This window comes from Kitasatospora sp. NPDC043949 (genome assembly GCF_056435365.1).
The window spans coordinates 5,902-22,085 of the sequence record NZ_JBWKEQ010000034.1; the positions used below are offsets into that span (position 1 = coordinate 5,902).

Sequence of the window (16,184 nt, forward strand, 5' to 3'; positions counted from 1 at the left end):
CGTCTAGGGTGCTATGGTATTCGTGGTGGGCGAGGGGTGAAAACGGCCCCCCCACCCCCCCCCCCCCCCCCCCCCCCCCCCCCCCCCCCCCCCCCGAGGTTCCGGTGTCAGGCGCCGTTGAGGGCGTAGGTGCGGAAGGTGGCCAGCAGGGGGAGGACCTCGGTCTGGCTCGGGTCCTCGGTCACGGCGCGCATGGAGTCGATCACCGCGCGGGCGATGGCCTTGGTCACCGCCAGGTCGTCCGGGGGCGCGAGGGCGCCCCAGGTCTTCAGGGCCTGGGTGAGCAGGGCGCTCATCCGGGCGCCGATGTTGGAGCTCACCGCGTCGGAGAGTTCGGCGATCTCCTCGTCGCTCATGGTGGACCGCAGGCCGAAGGCCAGGGCCATCAGGGTGTCCATCGCGTGCTCGCCGTACGCGGCGACCAGCGCCGGGAGCGACCGCTCGTCCGCACCGCCCGCGGCGAGGGCGGACAGCGCCTCGTCGTCGTCCTTCCACGCAGCCTCCAGGGCGGCCAGGGCCCGAAGAGACTCGTCTACCGTCATCCCGTCTGTCATGGGAGGAACGGTATTGAGCCCGTAGCGTCCGAACCCAGGGTTCGGGCGCCGGAATCACCCCTTCGAGCGAAGCGGGGCCTGTTCGGGCCGATGGGTGTGCGCGAAGTGCTTCGCGTCCCAGCTGCCGCCCAGCTCCGGGGCCAGCGAGGCGAGCGCGAGGGCGGCGAAGTCCGCGGCGGCTGCGGCGCGTTCCGGCAGGGCGCCGAGCAGCGGGGCGCCGGCCGAGCGCGGCAGGTCGGCGAGGTTGCACCGTTCGGCGAGCCCGGGGGAGGAGGGCCAGGAGCCGACGACCACGCCCGCAAGGGGGAGTTGACGCGAAGTCAGGGCCTCCGCCGAGAGCGCGACGATGTTCAGCGTGCCCAGCCCGGCGGAGGCGACGAGCAGGACCTCGGCCGGCAGCCCGGCGTCCAGGACGGCCCGGGCCTGGTCGGCGAGGGTGCGGCCCTCGTCGTCGTAGCGGACGAGCAGCCCGCCCGCGCCCTCGACCAGGACCAGGTCGTGCGCGGCGGCCAGTTCGGCGACGGCGGTGGCTACCTCGGCGGGGGAGAGGAAGGGCATCCCGGCCCGCCGGGCGGCGGTGTCGGGCGCCAGCGGCTCCGGGTAGCGGACGAGTTCACGAATCGTCAGATCGCCTGCCAGGCGCCGGACTTCGTCGGCGTCACCGGGCTCGCCGGGGGCGATCCCGGTCTGTCCGGGCTTGAGCACCGCGACCCGCAGGTCGGCCCGCAGCGCCGTCGAGGCGAGGGCTGCGGTGGCGACGGTCTTGCCGACCTCGGTGTTGGTGCCCGTCACGAACAGGATGCGGGCGCTCATCCGGCCACCGCCGCAGCGGTCACGGCGTCGGCGATGCGTGCCACGTCCTCGTCCTCCGTCACGTAGGGGGGCATGGTGTAGATCAGGTCCCGGAAGGGCCGCAGCCAGACGCCGGCCCGGGCGGCCGCCTCGGTGGCCGCCGGGACGTTCACCGGGTGGTCCAACTGGACGACGCCGATGGCGCCCTGGACCCGGACGTCCCGGACGCCCGGGAGGTCGGCGGCGGTCGCGAGCCCGTCGGCCAGTCCGGCCTCGATGCGCTTGACCCCGACCGTCCAGTCCTGGCCCAGCAGCAGCTCCAGCGAGGCGCTGGCGGCCGCGCAGGCCAGCGGGTTGCCCATGAAGGTCGGCCCGTGCGCGAGCACCGGCATCTCGCCGCGGCTGATGCCGTCGGCGATCTCGCCGGTGCACAGCGCGGCGGCGAGGGTCAGGTAGCCGCCGGTGAGCGCCTTGCCCAGGCACATCACGTCCGGCGAGACGCCCGCGTGGTCGGCGGCGAACAGCGCGCCGCTGCGGCCGAATCCGGTGGCGATCTCGTCGAAGACGAGCAGCACCCCGTACCGGTCGCAGAGTTCGCGCAGCATCCGCAGGTAGGCGGGGGAGTGGAACTGCATCCCGCCGGCGCCCTGCACCACCGGTTCGACGATGACGGCGGCCAGCTCGTCGGCGTGCCGGGCCATCAACTCCTCGAACTCGGCCGCGTACCCGGCGTCGAGCGGGGCGTCGAACCCGGCCGGCGGCTGCGGGGCGAACAGCTGCCCGGGCAGCACCCCGCCCCACAGGTGGTGCATGCCGCCGTCCGGATCGCAGACGGACATCGGGTGGAAGGTGTCGCCGTGGTACCCGCCGCGCCAGGTCAGCAGCCGGCGCTTGGCCGGGCGGCCGGTGGACTGCCAGTACTGGAGGCACATCTTCATCGCGACCTCGACGGCCACCGAGCCCGAGTCGGCGAGGAAGACGTGCTGCAGCGGCTCGGGCGTGATCTCGACCAGCGTCGCAGCCAGTCGGACGGCGGGCTCGTGGGTGAGCCCGCCGAACATGACGTGGCTCATCCGCCCCAGCTGCTCGCGCACGGCCTCGTCCAGCACCGGGTGCCGGTAGCCGTGGATGGCCGCCCACCAGGACGACATCCCGTCGACGAGCTCGCGCCGCCCGTCCGCGACGGGCTCGGCGAGGCGCAGCCGGACCCCCGAGGCGGATTCGACCACGTACGGGGTGGCGGTGCCGGGCATCGGCCCGTACGGGTGCCAGACGTGGGCGCGGTCGAGGGTGAGCAGCGTGTCCGCGGACAGCTGGGGCATGATGCGTCAGTCTCCAGAACTATCAGGCATTGGGCGCGAGTTCGGTGCCGGCGCCGCGCAGCCGGACCTTGACGAGGTCGCTGCGCAGCTCCCCGTCCGAGGCGGCGGCGTCCTCCGCGGCCGACGCAGCGGTGTCCTCCGAGGCCGGGGCGTGCGCGTGCCCGCCGCACGGGCCGCAGCCGCCGCCGCTGCCGCAGGCCGACGCGGCGGTGCCGCAAGCCGACGCGGCGGAGGAGGCCGCCGCGACGTCCGCGCGGTGGCGGGGCAGGGTGGCCTCGCCGGCGCCCTCGACCTCGAACCCGGCGTCCTTGATCATGTCGAGGTCGGTCTGCCCGGCCTGGCCCTCGCTGGTCAGGTAGTCGCCGAGGAAGATCGAGTTGGCGAGGTGCAGGCCGAGCGGCTGCATCGAGCGCAGGTGCACCTCGCGGCCGCCGGCGATCCGCACCTCGGTGTCCGGGTTGACGAAGCGGACCATCGCCAGGATGCGCAGGCAGCGCTGCGGGGTGAGGTTCCACTCCTTGGCGAGCGGCGTGCCCTCGAACGGGATCAGGAAGTTGACCGGGACGGAGTCCGAGCCCAGCTCGCGCAGCGCGAACACCACGTCGACCAGGTCCTCGTCGCTCTCGCCCATGCCGGCGATCAGGCCGGAGCAGGCGGACAGGCCCGCGCCGTGCGCCTTCTTCACGGTGTCCACCCGGTCCGCGTAGGTGTGGGTGGTGGTGATGTCGCCGTAGGTCTTCTCGGAGGTGTTGAGGTTGTGGTTGTAGGCGTCGGCGCCGGCCGCCTTCAGCCGCTCCGCCTGGTTGTCGGAGAGCAGGCCGAGGCAGACGCAGATCTCGACCTCGGGGTCGGCCTCCTGGATGGCGGCCATGGTGTCGGTGACCCGGTCGATGTCACGGTCCGTCGGGCCGCGGCCGCTGGCGACCAGGCACACGCGCTTGGCGCCGCCGGCCACCCCGGCCCGGGCCGCCTCGGCGGCCTGGTCGGGCTTGAGCCAGGTGTACTTGAGGATCTCGGCCTTGGAGCCCAGCCGCTGCGAGCAGTAGTTGCAGTCCTCCGGGCAGAGCCCGCTCTTGAGGTTCACCAGGTAGTTGAGCTTCACGCGCCGGCCGAACCACCTCCGGCGGACCTTGCCGGCCGCGGCGACGACGTCCAGCAGCTCGTCGTCGGTGGTGGCGAGGACGGCCAGCGCCTCCTCGCGGGTCGGGACTTCGCCGCGCAGGCCCTTGGCGGTGAGGGTATCGAGCAGATCCATGGGGCCGATCCTGCCTGGTGGCGCTTGAATGGCGCCAGAGGAAACCCGCCAGAAGATCGGCGGAAGGATGTGCCACTTGCCACAGTGTCGAAGCTCACGGTGTCGCCGCTGGTCACGAGCTTGACGCCGGTACGAATCGGAGGTTACCGGCCGGTAGGCGGTGGTCGCGGCGAAGGGCCGGGGAGGCCGGCGCAGGGCGGTCGCCGGTACGCGTGCCGGACGGTCGCGGACGCCCGCGCGCGGCGGTGACCGGCAACCGCCCACCCAGTGATCCACGCCACCCGACGGTTGCTTAGAATCTGCGCCATGACCACGCAGGGGGAGCGCACCCCGACTCCGGGAGAGGGCCAGAACGGCCAGGCAGTGCGGCGGACCGGCGGGGCCCCCGCCAGCGCGGGCACGGACCTGATCGGTAGTCGGGGCGGCGGCAGGGGCAGGCGGTTGACGGCCCGCCGGGCGGTGGGCTGGGTCGTCGTGGTGGGAGTGGTGGCCGCCGGCGGATGGATCATCACCCGCCCGATGCCCGGCGACTACATACCCGGGCTCGGCCCGTCCACCAAGGATGCGGCCAGGACGCCCCCGGTGGTCGGCACCCCGCCGCCGCACACCGACTCCGAGGGCCTCAATGCCGACAGCCTCTTCCCCGCCCAGCGGCCGGTCGAGGCCGCCGGGTACAAGGCCCGGCGTGGCGCCATCCGGCAGGGCGAGAACTGCGCCGAGGTCCTGCAGGACCGCACCCAGGAGCTGTTCCGGGACAGCGGCTGCCATGCCTACCTGATCGTCAGCTTCTCCGGCGTCGACCGCCCGGTGCTCAGCAGCGTCACCGTCCTGCGCTTCGGCGACCAGGCCGCCGCCACCCGGGCCGCCGACACCCTGCGCGGCAAGCCCGGCGCACTCGCCTTCATCCTTCCGGACGCCAACACCGCCCCCGCGCCGTCGTCCGGCGCGCCCAAGTCGGCCGAGCCGCGGGTCGAGGCGGTCGGGCACTACGTGACGGTGACCGGCTCCCGGCTCAGCGAGGCCCGCACGCCCGGCCCCGGCGCCCCGTCCACCCCGGCCGCGACATCGTCGGGCCCGGCGCCCAGCGCCGAGCAGACCCTGGAGGAGGCGACCCGCGCGCTCTCCTACGCGGCGGGCGCGCCGTTCGTCTGGATGTGACGCCTCGCCGGCCCCCCCGCTCCGGGGGCCGGCGACTTCGAAGCCGGGGTTGACGGTCCGTCAGCCGCCCAGTCGGTCCACCGCGGTGACCCGCAGCACCGCCCGGCCCTCCTCGTCCGAGCCGTACAGGTCGACCTCGGCGCTGATGCCCCAGTCGTGGTCGCCCTCCGGGTCGTCGAAGATCTGCCGGACCTTCCAGGCGGAGTCCTCCTCCTCGATGATCAGCATCTTGGGGCCGCGCGCGTTCGGGCCGGTGCCGAGGTCGTCGTACTCCTCCCAGTACCCGTCCATGGCGTCCGCCCAGCGGTCCGCGTCCCAGCCGTACGAGCCGTCCAGCTCGGCGAGCTCCTCGTAGTGCTCCAGCGCGCACAGCTCGACCCGGCGGAACAACTCGTTGCGCACCAGCACCCGGAACGCCCGCGCGTTCGCCGTCACCGGCGCCGGCTTGTCGTCCAGCGTCACCTCGGGGGCCTGCGGGTCCGTCGGGTTGGCCAGCTGCTCCCACTCGTCCAGCAGGCTGGAGTCGACCTGGCGGACCAGCTCGCCGAGCCAGGCGATGACGTCCTTCAGGTCGTCGGTCTTCACGTCCTCGGGGACGGTCTGCTCCAGCGCCTTGTACGCGCTCGCCAGGTAGCGCAGCACGATGCCCTCGGTGCGCGCCAGCTCGTAGAAGCCGACGTAGTCCGAGAAGGTCATCGCCCGCTCGTACAGGTCGCGGACCACCGACTTCGGCCTCAGCTCGTGGTCGCCGATCCACGGGTGCGCCCGGCGGTACACCTCGTACGCGTGGGTGAGCAGTTCCTCCAGCGGCTTCGGGTAGGTGATCTCCTGGAGCCGCTCCATCCGCTCCTCGTACTCGATCCCGTCGCGCTTCATCTCGCCGATGGCCTCGCCGCGCGCCTTGTTCTGCTGCGCGGCGAGGATCTGGCGCGGGTCGTCGAGGGTCGCCTCGACCACCGAGATCACGTCCAGCGCGTACGAGGGCGAGGTCGGGTCGAGGAGCTCGAAGGAGGCCAGGGCGAAGGTGGAGAGCGGCTGGTTGAGCGCGAAGTTCTCCTGGAGGTCGAGCGTGAGGCGCACGATCCGGCCCTCGGCGTCCGGCTCCGGCAACCGCTCGACCACGCCGCCCTGCAGCAGGGAGCGGTAGATCGCGATCGCGGTGCGGATGTGCCGGCGCTGCGCCGCGCGGTCCTCGTGGTTGTCGGTGAGGAGCTTGCGCATCGCCTCGAAGGCGTTGCCGGGGCGGCCGATCACCGACAGCAGCATCGCGTGGCTCACCTTGAAGCGGGAGACCAGCGGCTCCGGGTCGGCGCCGATCAGCTTGTCGAAGGTCTCCTCGGTCCAGCCGACGAAGCCCTCCGGCGCCTTCTTGCGCACCACCTTGCGCTTCTTCTTCGGGTCGTCCCCAGCCTTGGCGATCGCCTTGTCGTTCTCGATCACGTGCTCGGGCGCCTGCGCCACCACCTGTCCGACGGTGTCGAACCCGGCCCGGCCGGCCCGCCCGGCGATCTGGTGGAACTCGCGGGCGCGCAGGATCCGCACCCGGTTGCCGTCGTACTTGGACAGCGCCGTGAACAGCACCGTACGGATCGGCACGTTCACCCCGACGCCCAGCGTGTCCGTCCCGCAGATCACCTTCAACAGGCCCGCCTGGGCCAGGCGTTCGACCAGCCGGCGGTACTTCGGCAGCATGCCCGCGTGGTGCACGCCGATGCCGTGGCGCACGAAACGGGACAGGTTGCGGCCGAACTTGGTGGTGAAGCGGAAGCCGCCGATCAGGTCGGCGATGGCGTCCTTCTCCGCCTTCGAGCACATGTTGATGCTCATCAGCGACTGCGCCCGGTCCACCGCCTCCTTCTGCGTGAAGTGCACCACGTAGACCGGCGCCTGGCCGGTCTGCAGCAGCTCCTCCAGGGTGTCGTGCATCGTGGTGCGGCGGTACTCGTAGAACAGCGGCACCGGGCGGGTCGTGTTGCGCACCACCGTCGTCGGGCGGCCCGTCCGGCGGGTCAGGTCCTCCTCGAAGCGGCGCACGTCGCCGAGCGTCGCCGACATCAGCAGGAACTGCGCCTGCGGCAGCTCCAGCAGCGGGATCTGCCAGGCCCAGCCGCGGTCCGGCTCCGCGTAGAAGTGGAACTCGTCCATGACCACCTGGCCGACGTCCGCCCGGAGCCCGTCGCGCAGCGCGATCTGCGCCAGCACCTCGGCCGTGCAGCAGATGATCGGCGCGGTCGGGTTCACGCTCGCGTCGCCGGTCATCATGCCGACCTGCTCGGTGCCGAACATCTTGACCAGGTCGAAGAACTTCTCCGACACCAGCGCCTTGATCGGCGCCGTGTAGAACGTCCGCTTCCCCTCCGCCAGCGCCGCGAAGTGCGCGCCCGCCGCCACCAGGCTCTTGCCCGACCCGGTCGGCGTCGCCAGGATGACGTTGTTCCCCGACACCAGCTCGATCAGCGCCTCCTCCTGCGCCGGGTACAGCGTGATCCCGCGCTCCTCCGCCCACGCGGCGAAGGTCTCGTACAGCGCATCGGGCGTGGCGGGCTTCGGCATCAGATCAAGGAGGGTCACCCGGCTATCTTGCCTGCTCGCCGCCACCCCGGGCAAAGCCCGCCCTCCGCCGGCACCCGCCCCGGGACTGTCCGGATCGCTGCACCGGCGGCCGCGAAGCTGTGCGCGGCCGCCCATTGATCGCGGCGGCGGCGCCGTGCCAGAGTGCCGGGCATGGTCCAACCGCTCGCGTCCGCAACGCACACCACCGACCTCGCCCCGGCGGCCGTCTTCGACTGGCTCGACGAGGCCGCCGAGCTGCGGGCCGAGGCCGGGCTGACGCGCCGGCTGCGCAGCCGCGCGGCGCAGGACCCGGTGCTCGACCTGGCCGGGAACGACTACCTGGGGCTGACCAGGCACCCGGCGGTGACGCAGGCGGCCGCCGAGGCGGCGCTGCGCTGGGGCGGAGGATCGACCGGGTCGCGGCTGGTGACCGGGACGACCGCGCTGCACACCGAACTGGAGGAGGAGCTCGCCGCGTTCTGCGGGGTCGAGGCGGCGCTGGTGTTCTCCTCCGGCTACACCGCCAACCTGGCCGCGCTGACCGCGCTCACCGACCCGGACACGCTGATCGTGTCGGACGCCTACAACCACGCCTCGCTGATCGACGGCTGCCGGCTCGCCCGCGCGGACGTCCACCGGGCCCCGCACAGCGACCCGCAGGCCGTCCGGGAGGCGCTGGAGCGCCGGACGCAGCGGCGGGCGCTGGTGGTCAGCGACTCGGTGTTCTCGGTGGACGGCGACGCCGCCCCGCTGGCCGGGCTGTCCGCCGCCGCCCGGGCGCACGGCGCCGCGCTGCTGGTCGACGACGCGCACGGGCTGGGCGTCCTCGGCCCCGGCGGCGCCGGGGCGCTCGCGGCGGCCGGGCTCGCCGGGCAGCCGGACACCGTCGCCACCGTCACGCTCTCCAAGTCGCTCGGCTCGCAGGGCGGCGCCGTGCTCGGGCCGCGCCGGGTGATCCGCCACCTCACCGAGACCGCCCGCACCTTCATCTTCGACACCGGCCTCGCCCCGGCCGCCGTCGCCGCCGCCCTCGCCGCCCTGCGCCTGCTGCGCGCCGAGCCGCACCGCGCCGACCGCACCCGCGAGGTGGCCCGCGGCCTCGCGGCCCGGCTGACCGCCGCCGGGCTCCGGGCCTGCGAGCCGGACGCGGCCGTGGTGTCGGTGCGCGCCCCGGGCGCGGAGGCCGCCGTCGCCTGGGCCGCCGACTGCCGGCGGGCCGGGCTCGCCGTCGGCTGCTTCCGCCCGCCGTCCGTCCCGGACGGGGTGTCCCGGCTGCGGCTCACCGCGCGCGGGGACCTGACGGACGCGCAGCTCGCGGAGGCGGTCCGGATCATCGCCGAGCTGGCGCCGGAGGGTGCCCGGGTCGGCTGACACCTGGGCCGGGAGGGCCGCCGGCCCGGCCGCCCGTGCAACCGTCCGGCCGTCGGTGGCGTCACCCCAGCGGGGGTGAGTCGATGGGGGTGGCGGTGCGGCGGTGGGGGCCGGTGGCGGCCGGGGTGCTGTTGGTGCTGCTGGCCGGATGGCTGGTGGGCGGGCCGGTGCGGCAGTTCGGGCAGGCGGCCGGGCTGGTGGGGGCGCCCGGGACGTTCCGCGCGGAGCGGTGTCTGATCCCGGCGAACGAGGACGGCCCGCCTCCTTCGGACTGCCGGGGCGTGTTCCGCCCGGACGGCGGCGGCCCGGCGCACGAGCACGCCAGGATGCGGGCGGGCGCTCCGGTCGGCGAGGACGTCTGGGCGGTGTGCGAGGGCGACGAGTGCCACCTGGTGTCGGACGCCGAGGTGGCGCGGACGGTGATGCTGCTGGCGCTGGCCCTGGCACCGGGTGTGGCGGGCGTGCTGCTGACCGGCGTCGGCCTGCGCGCGCGGCGCGTCGGCCGGGGGCTGCTGCTCTCCGGCGCGGTCGTGGGCGTCCTGCTGTTCACCCTGATGGTGCTGGGCGGCGTCTTCTGGTTCGTGCTGGCCATGACGGGGGTGTGAGCCCGGCGAGATCGGCCGGACAGGGCCTACGTCTTGCGGGCCCGGCTGGGCTGCACCCTGGTCGGCTCGCCGGCCGCCTTGGGGTGGTCGGGCGGGTACGGGAGCTCTCCGAGGCCCTCGTCGCGCAGCTGCTTGTCGTACAGCTCCAGCAGGCCGTCCAGGCGGTACGCCCGATCGTCCATCTCGGCGTTCAGGTCGCCGAGTTCGGCGAAGCGGGCGGGGACGGTGCGCAGGTCGAAGTCCTCGGGGGAGGCGTCGTCGAGCTCCTCCCAGCGCAGCGGGGTCGAGGCGGTGGCGCGCGGGCGGGCGCGCAGGGAGTAGGCGGAGGCGATGGTGCGGTCGCGGGCCATCTGGTTGTAGTCGACGAAGATCCGCTCGCCGCGTTCCTCCTTCCACCAGGCGGTGGTGACCTGCCCGGGCATCCGCTGCTCCAGGACCCGGCCGAGGGCGATCACGGCGTGCCGGCCGTCGGTGAAGGTCCACTCGGGCACCAGCGGGACGTACACGTGCAGGCCGCGCCCGCCGGAGGACTTGGGCCAGCCGCGCAGCCCGTACTCCTCCAGCAGGGCGCGCAGTTCGTGGGCGGCGCGGACGGCGTCGTGGAAGTCGGTGCCGGGCTGCGGGTCGAGGTCGATGCGCAGCTCGTCGACGTGCTCGGTGTCGGAGCGGCGGACCGGCCAGGGGTGGAAGGTGAGGCAGCCCAGGTTGGCGGCCCACAGCACGGCGGCCGGCTCGGTGGGGCAGATCTCGTCGGCGGAGCGGCCGCTGGGGAAACTGATCCGGGCGGTGGGCAGCCAGTCCGGCAGGCCCTTGGGGGCGCGTTTCTGGTAGAAGAACTCGCCGTCCACGCCGTCCGGGAAGCGCTGCAGGGTGGTGGGCCGGTCGCGCAGTCCGCGCAGCACCCCGTCGGCGACGGCCAGGTAGTACTGCGCGACGTCCAGCTTGGTGAAGCCGCGCTCGGGGTAGTACACCTTGTCCGGGTTCGACAGCCGGACGCTGCGCCCGGCGACATCCAGTTCCACGGCTGAGCCCATGCCCCTCACGCTAAGGGCGCCGTGCCCCGCGCGCGTCTTTTCGCCGTGGGCCCTTTCCGCGGTGGGCCCTCTTCGCCGTGTGCCCTTTCGTCGCGCGGCTTCCGGCCGTGCGCGCGAGGATCGGAGCCATGGACCTGCCCGTGATGCCGCCGGTGGCGCCGATGCTCGCCAAGTCGGTGGCGAAGATCCCGCCGGGGATGCAGTACGAGGCCAAGTGGGACGGCTTCCGGACGATCGTGTTCCGCGACGGCGACGAGGTGGAGCTCGGCAGCCGCACCGGCAAACCGCTGACCAGGTACTTCCCCGAGCTGGTCGCCGCGCTGCGGCGGGAGCTGCCGCCGCGCTGCGTGCTGGACGGCGAGGTGGTGATCGCCCGGGACGGCCGGCTGCGGTTCGAGGAACTGCTGGAGCGCATCCACCCCGCGGCGAGCCGGGTGCGGCTGCTGGCGGAGCGGACGCCCGCCTCCTTCATCGCCTTCGACCTGCTCGCGCTCGGTGACGTCGCGCTGCTGGACGAGCCGCTGTCGGTGCGCCGCGCGGCCCTGGAGACGGCGCTCGGCGCCGCCCGCGACCCGGTGTTCACCGCCCCCGCCTCCACCGACCGGGACGTGGCGCAGACCTGGTTCGCCGAGTACGAGGGCGCCGGGCTGGACGGCGTGGTGGCCAAGCCGCTGGACCAGCCGTACCGGCCGGGCGAGCGGACCATGTTCAAGATCAAGCACGAGCGCACCGCCGACTGCGTGGTGGCCGGCTACCGCGAGCACAAGAGCGGCCCGGTGGTCGGCTCGCTGTTGCTGGGCATCAACGACGCCGAGGGCCGGCTCCAGCACGTCGGCGTCTGCGCCGCGTTCTCGATGGCCCGCCGCCGCGAACTCGCCGAGGAACTGGCCCCGTTGCGGATGGCCGACCTCTCCCGCCACCCGTGGGGCGGCTGGGCGGACGAGGCGGCGCACGCCGAGGGCCGGCTGCCGGGCGCGGTCAGCCGGTGGACCGGCGGCAAGGACCTCTCCTGGGTCGCGCTGCGCCCCGAGCGGGTGGTCGAGGTCGCCTACGACCACATGGAGGGCACCCGCTTCCGGCACACCGCGCAGTTCCGCCGCTGGCGGCCGGACCGCACGCCGGAGAGCTGCACCTACGCGCAGCTGGAGGAGCCCGTCTCCTACGATCTGGCCCGCGTGCTGGGCAGTTGACGACACCTCGGAGGCCCGGCCCGGTGATCCGGGCCGGGCCTCAAGCGGTCTGGCGCTCAGGCGCCCGGTCGGTCTGGTGCTCAGGCGCCCGGTCGGTCTGGTGCTCAGGCGTTGACCGTGGACGGCGCGCCGGAGGGGGACCCCGGGGCGCCGGGCGAGGCCGGGGACGAGGCCGACCCCGAGGGCGAGAGCGAGGGTGACGGCGACGCGGACCCCGAGGACGAGGCCGACGGCGAGGCCGTGTTGTTCACCGGCGGGATCGAGTAGACGTTCTTCGGCGAGACGATCTGCGTGATCGCCTTCGCGAGCAGCGAGGACGGCTCCGAACCCCGGTACGGCACATCGGTGTTGAGCAGCACCACCAGGGTGGCCTGGGACTGCGGCAGGTACACCGCCACGGTCTCGTAACCGGGCAGCGAGCCGTTGTGCCCGATCCACCCGTTGTTGTTGAACAGCCCGAGGCCGTAGCCGACGCCGGGGTCCCCGGTCGGCTGGGTCTTCAACCGCTGGGACTGGGTGTCCTGCTTCAGCAGGGAGCCGGTGGCCAGGGACTTCGACCAGTTCTGCAGGTCGGTGAGGTTGGAGATGACCGCCCCGGCCGACCAGGCCCAGGACGGGTTCCAGTCGGTGGCGTCCGTGGTCTGGCCGTTGGGCGTCTGGTCGGTGTAGCCGCGGGCGTGCGGGTCGGGGAAGGTCGCGTCGGTCGGGAAGACCGTCCCGTTCAGTCCGGCCTGGCTGAACACCTGGTCCTTGAGGAACTGGTCCACGGGCTCCCCGCCGGCCTTCTCGATGACCTTGCCGAGCAGGATGTAGTTGCTGTTGCTGTACTGGAACTTGCTGCCCGGCGGGAAGTTCGCCGGGTGCTTGTACCCGTAGGCGAGCAGCTCGTCGGGCGTGAACACCCGGTTCGGGTCGCTGATCAGCGCGTTCACGAAGTCCGGGTCGGAGGTGTACGGGAACAGGCCGCTGCGCATCCCGGCGAGCTGGCGGATGGTGATCTTGTCGCCGCCGGGCACGCCGTCCACGTACTTGGAGACCGGGTCGTCCAGGCCCACCTTGCCCTGGTCGACCAGCCGCAGCACGCCGGTCGCCGTGAAGGTCTTGGTCTCGCTGCCGATCCGCATGTTCAGGTCGGGCGACATCGGGGTGCCGGCGGACTTGTCGGCCTGGCCGAAGGCCCGCTGGTAGCTGCCGTCGGGGGTGGTGATCCCGACGATCACGCCGGGGGTGGAGGTCTGGTTCAGCACCTGCTTGATCGCGGCGTCCAGCTGGTTGGCGACGTCGGGGGTCAGCGGCACCACCGCGCCGGCCGAGCCGCTCGCCGAGCCGCTCGCGGCGCCCGAACCGGCGCTGGAGCCCGACGCGGACGGGCTGAGCGCGGCGGGCTCGGCGGTGAGGGCCGCGCCGCCGGCCTGCTTCGGCGGTGACCCGCCGGAGCAGGCCGCGGTCGCGAGCAGGCCGGTCAGCGCCAGGGCGGCGCAGGCCGCTCGGCGGGTGGAACGGGACGCGGCCGGATGTGGCCGTCGGAGCGTGGTCATAGGTCGAGGCGCCTCTCTGCGGCGGACGGCCCCGGAGCGCTGCTCCACGAGGCCGACGGGGGAGCGCCGCCACCGTAAGCACCGCCGGTGCGGCCCCGCTCGTCGACCGCCGCAGGGCTGACCCGAACGGACCGGCGGTCAGCCGACTGCCCCAGCCGGCTGGCGCATATCGCCTCCCGTGCTGTCAAGGACCACTGCCCACTGGGGGGTTGGTGTCGCGGAAGCGGGCTCGCGCTCGGCCGAACAGGTGAGCACCGGCACGCCGCACCCGCCCCCGGCCCCGGCTCGGGCACGATCGTTTAGCCCAGCTGTGGCCGCCCTTAAGAATTCCTCGATGGACCGAACCCACCCTCACCAGGCAGATTTCTGCCTGCCCGGATCGCGTCCGCCAGGAACGGCCACACCGGGGCCACTCGGCCTGCCCACCCGCGAAGGCCGCCCCACTCGCACGTCAGGAGCCGACGCCCGTGAAGGCACTCGTCAAGCAGAAGGCCGAGCCCGGGCTCTGGCTGGTGGACGTCCCGAAGCCGGAGATCGGCCCCGGCGAGGTGCTGATCAAGGTGCTGCGGACCGGCATCTGCGGCACCGACCTGCACATCCGCAACTGGGACGGCTGGGCGCAGCAGACCATCACGACCCCGCTGGTGCTCGGCCACGAGTTCGTCGGCGAGGTCGCCGAGATCGGTGCCGGCGTCGCGGACATCGCGGTCGGCGACCTGGTCAGCGGCGAGGGCCACCTGGTCTGCGGCAAGTGCCGCAACTGCCAGGCCGGCCGCCGCCACCTGTGCCGCAACACGGTCGGCCTCGGCGTCGGCCGGGACGGCGCCTTCGCCGAGTACGTGGCCCTGCCCGCCTCCAACGTCTGGGTGCACCGGGTGCCGGTCGACCTGGACGTGGCCGCGATCTTCGACCCGTTCGGCAACGCCGTCCACACCGCGCTCTCCTTCCCGCTGGTCGGCGAGGACGTGCTGATCACCGGCGCGGGCCCGATCGGCATCATGGCCGCCGCCGTCGCCAAGCACGCCGGCGCCCGCAACGTGATGATCACCGACGTCTCCCCGTACCGCCTCGACCTGGCCCGGAAGGTCGGCGTCACGCTGGCGCTGAACGTCGCCGAGCACACCATCGAGGAGGGCCAGCAGAAGCTCGGCCTGCGCGAGGGCTTCGACGTCGGCCTGGAGATGTCCGGCCGCCCCGAGGCGATGCAGTCGATGATCGCCAACATGACCCACGGCGGGAAGATCGCCGTGCTCGGCCTGCCCGCCGAGCAGTTCCCGGTCGACTGGGCCTCGGTCGTCACCTCGATGATCACCATCAAGGGCATCTACGGCCGCGAGATGTTCGAGACCTGGTACGCGATGTCCGTGCTGCTGGAGGGCGGGCTGGACCTCGCCCCGGTGATCACCGGCCGGTACGCCGCCGACGACTTCGCGGCCGCCTTCGACGAGGCCGCCGGCGGCCGCTGCGGCAAGATCATCCTCGACTGGACCGCCTGAGCCCCCCCGTTCGTCCTCGTTAGGAGTCCGCAGTGTTCGACAACGTGCGCGCCGACATCGCCACCACCCTCGACGAGATCCGCGAGGCCGGGCTCTTCAAGCCCGAGCGGGTCATCGGCACCCCGCAGAGCGCCGCGGTCACCGTCACCGGCGGCGGCCGCCCCGGTGAGGTGCTGAACTTCTGCGCCAACAACTACCTCGGCCTGGCCGACCACCCCGAGGTGCTCGCCGCCGCCAAGGACGCGCTGGACCGCTGGGGCTACGGCATGGCCTCGGTGCGCTTCATCTGCGGCACCCAGGACGTCCACAAGGCACTGGAGGACCGCCTCTCGGCCTTCCTGGGCCAGGAGGACACCATCCTGTACTCCTCCTGCTTCGACGCCAACGGCGGCGTCTTCGAGACCCTGCTCGACGACCGCGACGCCGTCATCTCCGACGCGCTCAACCACGCGAGCATCATCGACGGCATCCGGCTCAGCAAGGCCCGCCGCCACCGCTACGCCAACCGCGACCTGGCCGACCTGGAGCAGCAGCTCAAGGAGACCCAGGACGCCCGCCGCCGCCTGATCGTCACCGACGGCGTGTTCTCGATGGACGGCTACGTCGCGCCGCTGCGCGAGATCTGCGACCTGGCCGACCGCTACGGCGCCATGGTCATGGTCGACGACTCGCACGCCGTCGGCTTCGTCGGCCCCGGCGGCCGCGGCACCCCCGAACTGTACGGCGTGATGGACCGCGTGGACATCATCACCGGCACCCTCGGCAAGGCGCTCGGCGGCGCCTCCGGCGGCTACGTCGCCGCCCGCCGGGAGATCGTCGCCCTGCTGCGCCAGCGCTCCCGCCCGTACCTGTTCTCCAACTCGCTCGCCCCGGTGATCGCGGCGGCCTCGCTGAAGGTGCTCGACCTGGTCGAGCAGTCCAACGAGCTGCGCGAGCGGCTGGCGGCCAACACGGCGCTGTTCCGCAGCAGGATGACCGAGGCCGGCTTCGAGATCCTGCCGGGCGACCACCCGATCGCCCCGGTGATGATCGGCGACGCGGCCAAGGCCGGCCGGCTCGCCGAACTGCTGCTGGAGCGCGGCGTGTACGTGATCGGCTTCTCGTTCCCGGTGGTCCCGCACGGCCAGGCCCGGATCCGGGTGCAGCTGTCCGCCGCGCACTCCACCGAGGACGTCGAGCGCGCCGTCGCCGCCTTCGTCGACGCGCGCGCCGCGCTGGGCGAGTAGCCCGGCGGTCGGTGAGGCGGCGGCCCCATGAGCTGCCCGGGGGGGGGGGGGGGGGGGGGGGGGGGGGGGGGGGGGGGGGGGGGGGGGGGA

At 73.4% G+C, this 16,184-nt stretch carries 13 protein-coding genes; 6 read left to right on the forward strand and 7 right to left on the reverse strand.

Features of this window, described 5'->3' with window-relative positions:
* Positions 1-107: 107 nt before the first annotated feature.
* The 4 genes from AC07AL_RS25390 to bioB are packed head-to-tail and all read right to left on the reverse strand — an operon-like array spanning position 108 to position 3,923.
* The gene (locus AC07AL_RS25390) at positions 108-554 is read right to left on the reverse strand and encodes a hypothetical protein (protein ID WP_363586703.1); all 447 of its coding nucleotides are present in this window, start codon (positions 552-554) and stop codon (positions 108-110) included.
* A 54-nt stretch (positions 555-608) separates the two neighbouring features.
* Positions 609-1,367, reverse strand: a complete 759-nt coding sequence (gene bioD / locus AC07AL_RS25395) for a dethiobiotin synthase (protein ID WP_363631102.1) — start codon at positions 1,365-1,367, stop codon at positions 609-611.
* A complete protein-coding gene (locus AC07AL_RS25400) occupies positions 1,364-2,668 on the reverse strand; it encodes an adenosylmethionine--8-amino-7-oxononanoate transaminase (protein ID WP_363631104.1) in 1,305 nt (434 codons plus the stop codon). The genes bioD and AC07AL_RS25400 overlap by 4 nt, the downstream gene beginning before the upstream one ends.
* Before the next feature lie 22 nt (positions 2,669-2,690).
* A complete protein-coding gene (bioB, locus tag AC07AL_RS25405) occupies positions 2,691-3,923 on the reverse strand; it encodes a biotin synthase BioB (RefSeq protein ID WP_363631106.1) in 1,233 nt (410 codons plus the stop codon).
* Positions 3,924-4,229: 306 nt separating this feature from the next.
* On the opposite strand from bioB, the gene AC07AL_RS25410 reads away from it, so the two are divergent.
* Positions 4,230-5,081 carry a hypothetical protein gene (locus AC07AL_RS25410; RefSeq protein WP_363631108.1) on the forward strand — a complete coding sequence of 284 codons (852 nt, stop codon included), beginning with the start codon at positions 4,230-4,232 and terminating at the stop codon, positions 5,079-5,081.
* A gap of 60 nt (positions 5,082-5,141) precedes the next feature.
* Here AC07AL_RS25410 and AC07AL_RS25415 read toward each other — a convergent pair whose 3' ends face one another.
* Complete coding sequence (locus AC07AL_RS25415; protein ID WP_400987233.1) at positions 5,142-7,634, reverse strand: DEAD/DEAH box helicase; 2,493 nt, start codon at positions 7,632-7,634, stop codon at positions 5,142-5,144.
* A 171-nt stretch (positions 7,635-7,805) separates the two neighbouring features.
* Here AC07AL_RS25415 and AC07AL_RS25420 point away from each other — a divergent pair, with 171 nt between their 5' ends.
* Together AC07AL_RS25420 and AC07AL_RS25425 are read left to right on the forward strand one after the other, a co-directional pair.
* The gene (locus tag AC07AL_RS25420) at positions 7,806-9,005 is read left to right on the forward strand and encodes an 8-amino-7-oxononanoate synthase (protein WP_363586709.1); all 1,200 of its coding nucleotides are present in this window, start codon (positions 7,806-7,808) and stop codon (positions 9,003-9,005) included.
* Positions 9,006-9,088: 83 nt separating this feature from the next.
* Complete coding sequence (locus AC07AL_RS25425) at positions 9,089-9,610, forward strand: hypothetical protein (protein ID WP_363631111.1); 522 nt, start codon at positions 9,089-9,091, stop codon at positions 9,608-9,610.
* Between the two features lie 26 nt (positions 9,611-9,636).
* On the opposite strand, the gene ligD is transcribed toward AC07AL_RS25425, so the two are convergent.
* Positions 9,637-10,644, reverse strand: a complete 1,008-nt coding sequence (gene ligD, locus AC07AL_RS25430; RefSeq protein WP_363631113.1) for a non-homologous end-joining DNA ligase — start codon at positions 10,642-10,644, stop codon at positions 9,637-9,639.
* Positions 10,645-10,772: 128 nt separating this feature from the next.
* Here ligD and AC07AL_RS25435 point away from each other — a divergent pair, with 128 nt between their 5' ends.
* Complete coding sequence (locus tag AC07AL_RS25435; protein WP_363631115.1) at positions 10,773-11,834, forward strand: ATP-dependent DNA ligase; 1,062 nt, start codon at positions 10,773-10,775, stop codon at positions 11,832-11,834.
* Between the two features lie 104 nt (positions 11,835-11,938).
* Here the strand turns inward: AC07AL_RS25435 and AC07AL_RS25440 are convergent, their stop codons facing one another.
* A complete protein-coding gene (locus AC07AL_RS25440) occupies positions 11,939-13,372 on the reverse strand; it encodes a serine hydrolase domain-containing protein (RefSeq protein ID WP_363631117.1) in 1,434 nt (477 codons plus the stop codon).
* 467 nt (positions 13,373-13,839) lie between these two features.
* On the opposite strand from AC07AL_RS25440, the gene tdh reads away from it, so the two are divergent.
* Positions 13,840-14,868, forward strand: coding sequence for an L-threonine 3-dehydrogenase (tdh, locus tag AC07AL_RS25445; protein ID WP_363586714.1), 1,029 nt, complete (start codon positions 13,840-13,842; stop codon positions 14,866-14,868).
* A 32-nt stretch (positions 14,869-14,900) separates the two neighbouring features.
* Positions 14,901-16,094: a glycine C-acetyltransferase gene (locus AC07AL_RS25450; RefSeq protein ID WP_478318283.1), complete on the forward strand. Its 1,194-nt coding sequence runs from the start codon at positions 14,901-14,903 to the stop codon at positions 16,092-16,094.
* The last annotated feature ends 90 nt before the right edge of the window (positions 16,095-16,184 follow it).